The 7,177-nt window shown below is 68.7% G+C and carries 5 protein-coding genes and 1 pseudogene; 4 read left to right on the top strand and 2 right to left on the bottom strand.

What is annotated here, in order from left to right:
• The 3 genes and pseudogenes from AUL30_RS10005 to AUL30_RS09995 all read left to right on the top strand — a co-directional run.
• Positions 1 to 214, top strand: a pseudogene (locus AUL30_RS10005) ((Fe-S)-binding protein); the annotation flags it as partial.
• The gene (locus AUL30_RS10000; protein WP_062227707.1) at positions 211 to 1,404 is read left to right on the top strand and encodes an electron transfer flavoprotein subunit alpha/FixB family protein; all 1,194 of its coding nucleotides are present in this window, start codon (positions 211 to 213) and stop codon (positions 1,402 to 1,404) included. The pseudogene AUL30_RS10005 and the gene AUL30_RS10000, both read left to right, overlap by 4 nt.
• Positions 1,401 to 2,159 carry an adenine nucleotide alpha hydrolase family protein gene (locus tag AUL30_RS09995; RefSeq protein ID WP_062227706.1) on the top strand — a complete coding sequence of 253 codons (759 nt, stop codon included), beginning with the start codon at positions 1,401 to 1,403 and terminating at the stop codon, positions 2,157 to 2,159. The genes AUL30_RS10000 and AUL30_RS09995 overlap by 4 nt, the downstream gene beginning before the upstream one ends.
• Positions 2,160 to 2,168: 9 nt before the next feature.
• Here the strand turns inward: AUL30_RS09995 and betA are convergent, their stop codons facing one another.
• Together betA and betB are read right to left on the bottom strand one after the other, a co-directional pair.
• Positions 2,169 to 3,830 (bottom strand): choline dehydrogenase, encoded by a 1,662-nt coding sequence (gene betA / locus AUL30_RS09990; protein WP_062227705.1) that lies wholly within the window; start codon positions 3,828 to 3,830, stop codon positions 2,169 to 2,171.
• A 9-nt stretch (positions 3,831 to 3,839) separates the two neighbouring features.
• Complete coding sequence (gene betB, locus AUL30_RS09985; protein WP_083507819.1) at positions 3,840 to 5,948, bottom strand: betaine-aldehyde dehydrogenase; 2,109 nt, start codon at positions 5,946 to 5,948, stop codon at positions 3,840 to 3,842.
• 263 nt (positions 5,949 to 6,211) lie between these two features.
• Between betB and AUL30_RS09980 the strand changes: the two genes are divergently transcribed.
• Complete coding sequence (locus tag AUL30_RS09980; protein ID WP_062227703.1) at positions 6,212 to 7,168, top strand: choline ABC transporter substrate-binding protein; 957 nt, start codon at positions 6,212 to 6,214, stop codon at positions 7,166 to 7,168.
• The last annotated feature ends 9 nt before the right edge of the window (positions 7,169 to 7,177 follow it).

Below are 7,177 nucleotides of genomic sequence, written 5' to 3'. Positions count from 1 at the left end.
GGTCACCGACGTGGCGGGCACAAGCCGTATTCCGGATCTGCGCATGGCCCAGGCGGCCGGAACCGGCGCCGCCGTCGTGGCCGTCGCCTGTCCGCAATGCACCGCCATGCTGGAGGGCGTGGTCGGGGATCGGCCCGACGTCCTCGACCTTGCCGAACTGGCGCTGCGCTCCGTGGAGCTGCGGCGCGCCGATACGCCCCTGGTCCCCGCATGAGCCGGCAGCGCCGCGACCCCCGTTCGGACCGCCTGGCGCACAGCGTGCCGGGCACAGCGCGCCCGCGCTTCGATATGGCGCGGCAGGTAGCAGCAACGGGCCCCGGCGGGCGGGCCCGGCGCGATCCGCGCGCCGAGCGCGCGGGCCAGACGGTCTCGATCGATCCACGCCTGCGCCTCGACCGGGCGGCAAGCCATCTCTTGCCCGCCGCAGCTCCAGCCGCCCCGGCCTTGCCTTCGGGGCTACCCACGCGGGACGTGCTCATCCTGGACGCGCCTGCCTTCACCATCCTCGCTTTGGCCGAGCCCGGACAGGACCGGCTGTCCCCCACGGATCGCCAGATCCTCGGCGCCGCCCGGCTTCTGGCAGGCGCTCAGGGCGGCGTCATCCTGGTCGTCGACCGGCCGGTGGAGGATGCCGGCGCTGCCGGCGCCGACCGGGTGATCGTCCTCCCTCAGGCGCCGCACCCTGCCGCCCGCCTGGCGCTCGTCGAAGCGTTGTACCGGCAGGTCGGCCCGCGCCATGTTGTGGCCAGCGAAGCGGCCGACGGAGCCGATCTGGCGCGTCGGCTGGCCGCCCGCCTCGATTGCGGCTTCTTCCCGGCCGTCGAACAGATCGGCCCGCGCGGCATTGTCCGAACCCTGCGCGGGCGCGGCCTGGACCAGGTGGCGCGCCAGCCGGCCGCCATCATGACCATCCTGCCCGACATGGTGCAGCCCTATGCCGGCAAGGGCCGGGAGGCGCGCGCCGTGGACGCGGAACTCGCCCCGCCGCCGAGCCTTGACGCCGAACTCATCCGCCCGCAGGCCGGCTCCCTGCCGCTTGCCGAGGCCGACTTCGTGGTGTCGGCCGGCAACGGCATCCGCGACTTCGATCTGTTCCGCCGCGTGGCCGCCGCTCTCGGCGGCACGCCGGGCGCCAGCCGCATGCTCTGCGATGCCGGCCATATGCCGCGGGCCGCCCAGGTGGGCGCGTCCGGCACGGTGCTGGCGGCACAATGCTACCTGGCGCTCGGCATTGCCGGGGCGCCGCAGCACCTTCAGGGCATTGCCGGCTGCGAGCACGTCATCGCCGTCAACACCGATCTTCATGCCGCGATGGTCGAACGCGCCGAACTTGCCATCGTGGCGGATGCCCATCCCGTGATGGAGGCGCTCCTGCGGCTTCTGGCAGAGGAGGCGCAGGCGTGAAGGCGATCATCCTTTTGTCCGCAGCGCAGGACGCATCGACCGGGCGGGTGCTGACACCGCGGGTCGAGGCGCAGGCGATCCGCATTGCCGCAGAGCTTGGCGCCGACATGCGCGGGCTCCATGCCGGCCCGGTGCCGGAGGCCATTCGCCCGGCCCTCGGCCATGGGCTCACGGCCGCCAGCGTCATCGCCATGCCGCAAATTGCCGATCCCGTCGCCGCGCTGGCCGATGCCATCGCAGCCGGGAAGCCCGACATCGTCCTCAGCGGCCGGCGGAGCGAAGGCGCAAGTGAAACCGGGCTCCTACCCTATATGCTGGCGGAGCGGCTCGGCTGGCCGCTCCTGGCCGATGCGGCGGCCCTGACCTATGCGGACGGCGCCTTCGTCGCCGACCAGGCCCTGCCCAAGGGGCTGCGCCGGCGCATTCGCGCAAGCGGCCCGGTCATCGTCACGGTTCACCCGGCCGCGCCGGCGCCCCTGCCCTATGCCTATGGCCAGGCAAGGGCCGGGACCATCGACATAACAACGCCGCGCATCGAGGGTCAGCCCCGCGCCGCGCCGGACGTGGAAGAGCGCCCGCACCGCCCGAGGGCCCGCATCATGCGGCACGCGGCAGCGGGCGGCACGGCCGCGGAACGGCTGCGCGCGGCAACGGAAATGGCGGCTTCGACGGGCGGCGAATGCCTGGTCGGTCCGGGCCCCGATCTCGCCGCGCGGGCCATACTGGCGCATCTGCGCCGGATCGGCGCGCTGTAGTTCGGGCCGTCAGCGCTGGGCGGTTTCCCAGTTCTGCGGCCGGGCATAGTCGACTTCCGTTCGCGGCAGGAGCGGCAGGCCGCGAATATGATCGGCCGCCTTCTCGGCAATCATGATGGTGGGCGCATTCAGATTGCCGGTCGTGATGGACGGCATGATGGAGGAATCGACCACCCGCAAGCCGGACACGCCGATGACCCGCGTCGTTTCATCCACGACGGCCATCGGATCCTCCGCCCGCCCCATCCGGTTGGTGCAGGACGGGTGGTAGGCGCTCTCCACATGTTCGCGGATGAAGGCGTCGATATCCTCGTCGCTCGTGACATGGGCGCCCGGCTGGATCTCCCGGCCGCGATAGCGGTCGAAGGCCGGCTGGGCGAAGATTTCCCGCGTCAGCCGCACGCAGGCCCGCATGTCGATCCAGTCTTCATCGCGGCTCATATAGTTGAAGAGGACGCGCGGCTTGTCCTGCGGATCGGCGGAGGCCAGGCGCACATGCCCGCGTGAGGGCGAGCGCATCGGCCCGACATGCGCCTGGAACCCGTGTTCCGACGCCAGTCCCTTGCCGTCATAGGTCACGGCGAGGGGCAGGAAGTGATACTGGATATCGGCATAGGGCACGCCGGGCCTGGACCGGATGAAGCCGCAGCTTTCGAAATGGTTGGTGGCACCGAGCCCGTTCTTGGTCAGCAGCCACCGCGCCCCGATGCGGCCCTTGGCGACGAGCGATTGCGCCGAATACAGGGTGATCGGCTCGCGCGAGGCGATCTGGAAGTAGAATTCCAGATGGTCCTGCAGGTTCTCGCCGACACCCGGCCGGTCGGCGACGACGGCGATCCCGTGTTCCCGCAATTCCGCCGCCGGGCCGATGCCAGACAGTTTCAGAAGCTTGGGGGAATTGATCGAGCCGGCGCTCAGGATGGTTTCCCGCCCAGCCCGCGCCCGATAGGCCACGCCCTTGCGCCGCCACGCCACGCCGACCGCCTGCCGCCCCTCGAACAGGATGCGGTCCACGAAGGCATGGGTTTCGACGCGCAGGTTCGGGCGGTTCATGGCCGGGCGCAGATAGGCATTGGCCGTCGACCAGCGGCGCCCGTTATGGACCGTCATGTCCATGCGCCCGAAGCCTTCGAACTGCCGCCCATTATAATCGTCCGTAACGGGATAGCCGGCCTGGCGCCCGGCCTCCACGAAGGCGGTGTAGAGCGGGTTGGTCATGTCGCCGAAGCTGGTATTCAGGGCGCCGCCATCGCCCCGATAGGCATCGCCCCCGCCGCGCCGGTTTTCGGCCCGCCGGAAATAGGGCAACACATCGGCATAGGACCAGCCGTCCGCCCCCTCATCCTTCCAGCGGTCGAAATCCTGCGGCGCACCTCGGACATAGACCATGCCGTTGATCGAGGAAGAGCCGCCCAGGACCTTGCCGCGCGGCAGGTTCATGCGCCGGCCGCCGAGCCCGGGTTCCGGCTCGCTCTCATAGCCCCAATTGTATTTGTCCATGTTCATCGGAATGGACAGGGCGCTCGGCATCTGGATCAGGACGGAACGGTCGGACCCGCCGAACTCCAGGACGAGCACCCGCACGGACGGGTCTTCCGACAGGCGCGCGGCCAGGACGCAGCCCGCCGAGCCCGCGCCGATGATGATATAGTCGAACCATTCCTCGTTCATCGACCTGCCTCAGTAGGGGGAGTCCACGGAGCCGAGATTGACGTAGACGCTCTTGACCCGCGTATGCGCATCCAGCGCGGCGCGCCCGTTCTCACGCCCGAGCCCCGAGCGCTTCACGCCCCCGAAGGGCAGTTCGATCGGCGTGATATTGTAGTGGTTGATCCAGGTCGTGCCGGCATCGAGCCGTGCGATGACGCGGTGCGCGCGCGCAAGATCACGGGTGAAGACACCGGCCGCCAGGCCGAAATCGGTATCGTTGGCGCGCGCCACGACCTCTTCCTCGTCGCGGAAGGTCAGGACGGACATGACCGGGCCGAAGATCTCCTCGCGCACCAGGCGCATGTCGTCGCGGCAGGCGTCGAAGACGGTCGGCGCCACGAAGGCCCCGCGGGCCAGCGCGCCATCCTGCAGGCGGCTGCCGCCCGTCACCAGGCGGGCGCCCTCGCGCCGCCCGATATCCATATAGGACAGGACCTTCTGCATATGCGCCTGAGAGATCAGCGCGCCGACCTGCGTTTCAGGGTCCAGCGGATCGCCGACCACCATGCGTTCCGTGCGCTCCTTCAGACGCCGCAGGAAGGCGCCGTGCAACGCCTCCTGCACGAAAACGCGCGTCCCGTTGGAACAGACCTCACCGGCCGAATAGAAGTTGGCGAGCATCGCGGCCGAGACGGCATCTTCCAGGCTGGCATCGTCGAAGACGACGAGCGGGGATTTGCCGCCGAGTTCCAGCGTCACCTGCTTCAGGGTGGCGGCGGCATCGGCCATCACCTTCTTGCCGGTGCCGACCTCTCCCGTCAGGGATATCTTGGCGATGGCCGGATGGCGCGACAGGAGCCGGCCGGTGCTGCCATCGCCCTGCAGGACGTTGAAGACGCCGTCGGGCAGGCCGGCCTCGGTCAGGATTTCCGCCAGGCGCACAGCCGTCGTCGGCGTCAGCTCCGCCGGCTTGAAGATCATGGCGTTGCCGGCCGCCAGCGCCGGCGCGGCCTTCCAGCAGGCGATCTGCATGGGGTAGTTCCAGGCACCGATGCCGGCCACGATGCCGAGCGGCTCGCGCCGCGTATAGCCGAAGGCCTGGGGGCCGAGATCGACCTGCTCGCCGGACAGCGAAGCGGCCAGCCCGGCAAAATATTCCAGGCAGTCGGCGCCGGAGGCGATATCCACCGCACGTGTTTCCTGGACCGGCTTGCCGGTATCGATCGTCTCCAGTTCGGCCAGCTCGTCGTTGCGCTCACGCAGGAGGCCGACGGCGCGCTGCAGGATGCGGCCGCGCTCGGCCCCGGTCATGGCGCCCCAGATGGCCTGCCCCGTCCGCGCGGCGGCGATGGCGGCTTCCACCTCGTCCGGGCCGGCGATCGCGACCTCGGCCACCACCTCGCCGGTGGCGGGGTTCACATTGGCGAAGCTGCGGCCGCGCGTACTGCGCACCGAGCGCCCGCCGATGAAGCTCGACACGAGCGGCAGGCTTTCGCCGATGGCGGGCCGGGGCAGTTCGGCGCGGGCCTGCACGGGACGCGCCGCCGCGATCTCGCGGTCGGCAAAGTCGGTCGCCATGCGCCGGGCGGCCTCGCTGTCGGTTTCGACCGTCTGCGACAGGGTGGAACGCAGCCACAGCCCGTCGATGACGGCCGCGATGGCGAGCGCGATCCGCTCGGCGTCCTCATCCACGACAAGGTGCCGAAGATCGTGCCGCAAGTTGGACAGCATGCGCTGCTGATACACGCGCTGGATGCGGCGCAGGCGCGTGGAGTGCAGGACCTGGCCCCAGAAGGCCAGCCAGACGCTGCCCGACCGCTGGTCGAACTCTTCCGGCGCCAGATTGGCGTCGATCACCGCCTGGATACGCTCGCGCGGCGTCGCCGCATCGCGCAGGCGGATCAGCACCGCGTCCGATACGCGGCTGGCCAGATGGCGCAGCGTGGCTTCCAGAAGCCCGTCCTTGTCGCCGAAATAATGCGATACGAGGCTCGGCGCAAAACCCGCCCGCCCTGCGATCTCCGACAGGCTCGCCGCGGCGAAGCCCACTTCGGCCATGGCCTCGACGGTGGCCTCCACCAGCTGGCGGCGACGCTCTTCCTCGACACCGGTTCGGCCTGATGCGACTGCCCTGGACATGGTACCTCCTGATGAACCCACAGGATATCATTCGCTGAACGGTCGTTCAACCGATCCGCGCTTCACCCTGCCGGAGTGACGGAAACGCGTAAATTTTGCCTGCGTCGCCCACTTTGGCGACTGAACGATCGTTCAGTGCCGTTGACTTGAACTGCCAAGCTGTCTCAATCTGCCTGTGGCGCCCGGTCAGGGCGCCGGGAGAGCACGCATCGACATGACTGTATGATATCACCGACCCGTCACGTTTCGGATAAGGAGACTTCATGTCCTCGGCAAAACGCCTTCTCGCAACGGCCTTCGCAGCATCTTTGAGCGTGGGCATGATGGGCCAGGCCGCCATCGCGGCCGAGCCCGACTCCTGTCACACCGTCCGCTTCGCCGATGTCGGCTGGACGGATATCACCGCCACGACAGCCACGGCCTCCGTCGTCCTGGAAGCGCTCGGCTACACGCCGCAGACCAGCATTCTGGCCCTGCCCGTCACCTTCACCTCGCTCGCCAACGGCAATATCGACGTATTCCTCGGCAACTGGATGCCGACCATGGAAGCCGATATCGCCCCCTACCGCGAGAAGGGCGAGATCGAGATCGTGCGCACCAATCTGGAAGGCGCCAAATACACGCTCGCCGTCCCGAAATATCTTTACGATGCGGGGCTGAAGAGCTTCTCGGACATCGCCAAGTTCCGCGAGCAGCTGAATGGCAAGATCTACGGGATCGAGCCGGGCAATGACGGGAACCGGCTGATTCTGACGATGATCGAAAAGGACCAGTTCGGACTGTCCGGCTTCGAGCTCGTGGAATCCTCCGAGCAGGGCATGCTCTCGCAGGTTGCGCGGCAGACGCGGGGTGAGCAGCCCATCGTCTTCCTGGGCTGGGAACCGCACCCGATGAACAGCAACTTCGAACTCGCCTATCTGGAAGGCGGGGACGATGTGTTCGGCCCCAATTTCGGTGGCGCCGTGGTGGATACGAACACCCGCAAGGGCCTGTCGGAAGCCTGCCCCAATCTCGGCCGCTTCCTGGCAAACCTCGAATTCACCCTGCCGCTCGAAAACGAGATCATGGGCGCCATCCTGAATGACGGCAAGGAGCCGGAGGCGGCGGCCCGCGAATGGCTGGCGGCCCATCCCGACACGCTCGCCCCCTGGCTGGAGGGCGTCACCACCGTGACGGGCGAGCCGGGCCTTGAAGCAGCCAAGGCCAAGATCGCGGGCTGAACGGACGTC

The sequence above is a fragment of the Aureimonas frigidaquae genome (assembly GCF_001463905.1).
GTDB classification, from domain to species: Bacteria; Pseudomonadota; Alphaproteobacteria; order Rhizobiales; family Rhizobiaceae; genus Aureimonas; species Aureimonas frigidaquae.
This window is presented reverse-complemented; position numbering and strand designations above follow the sequence as displayed.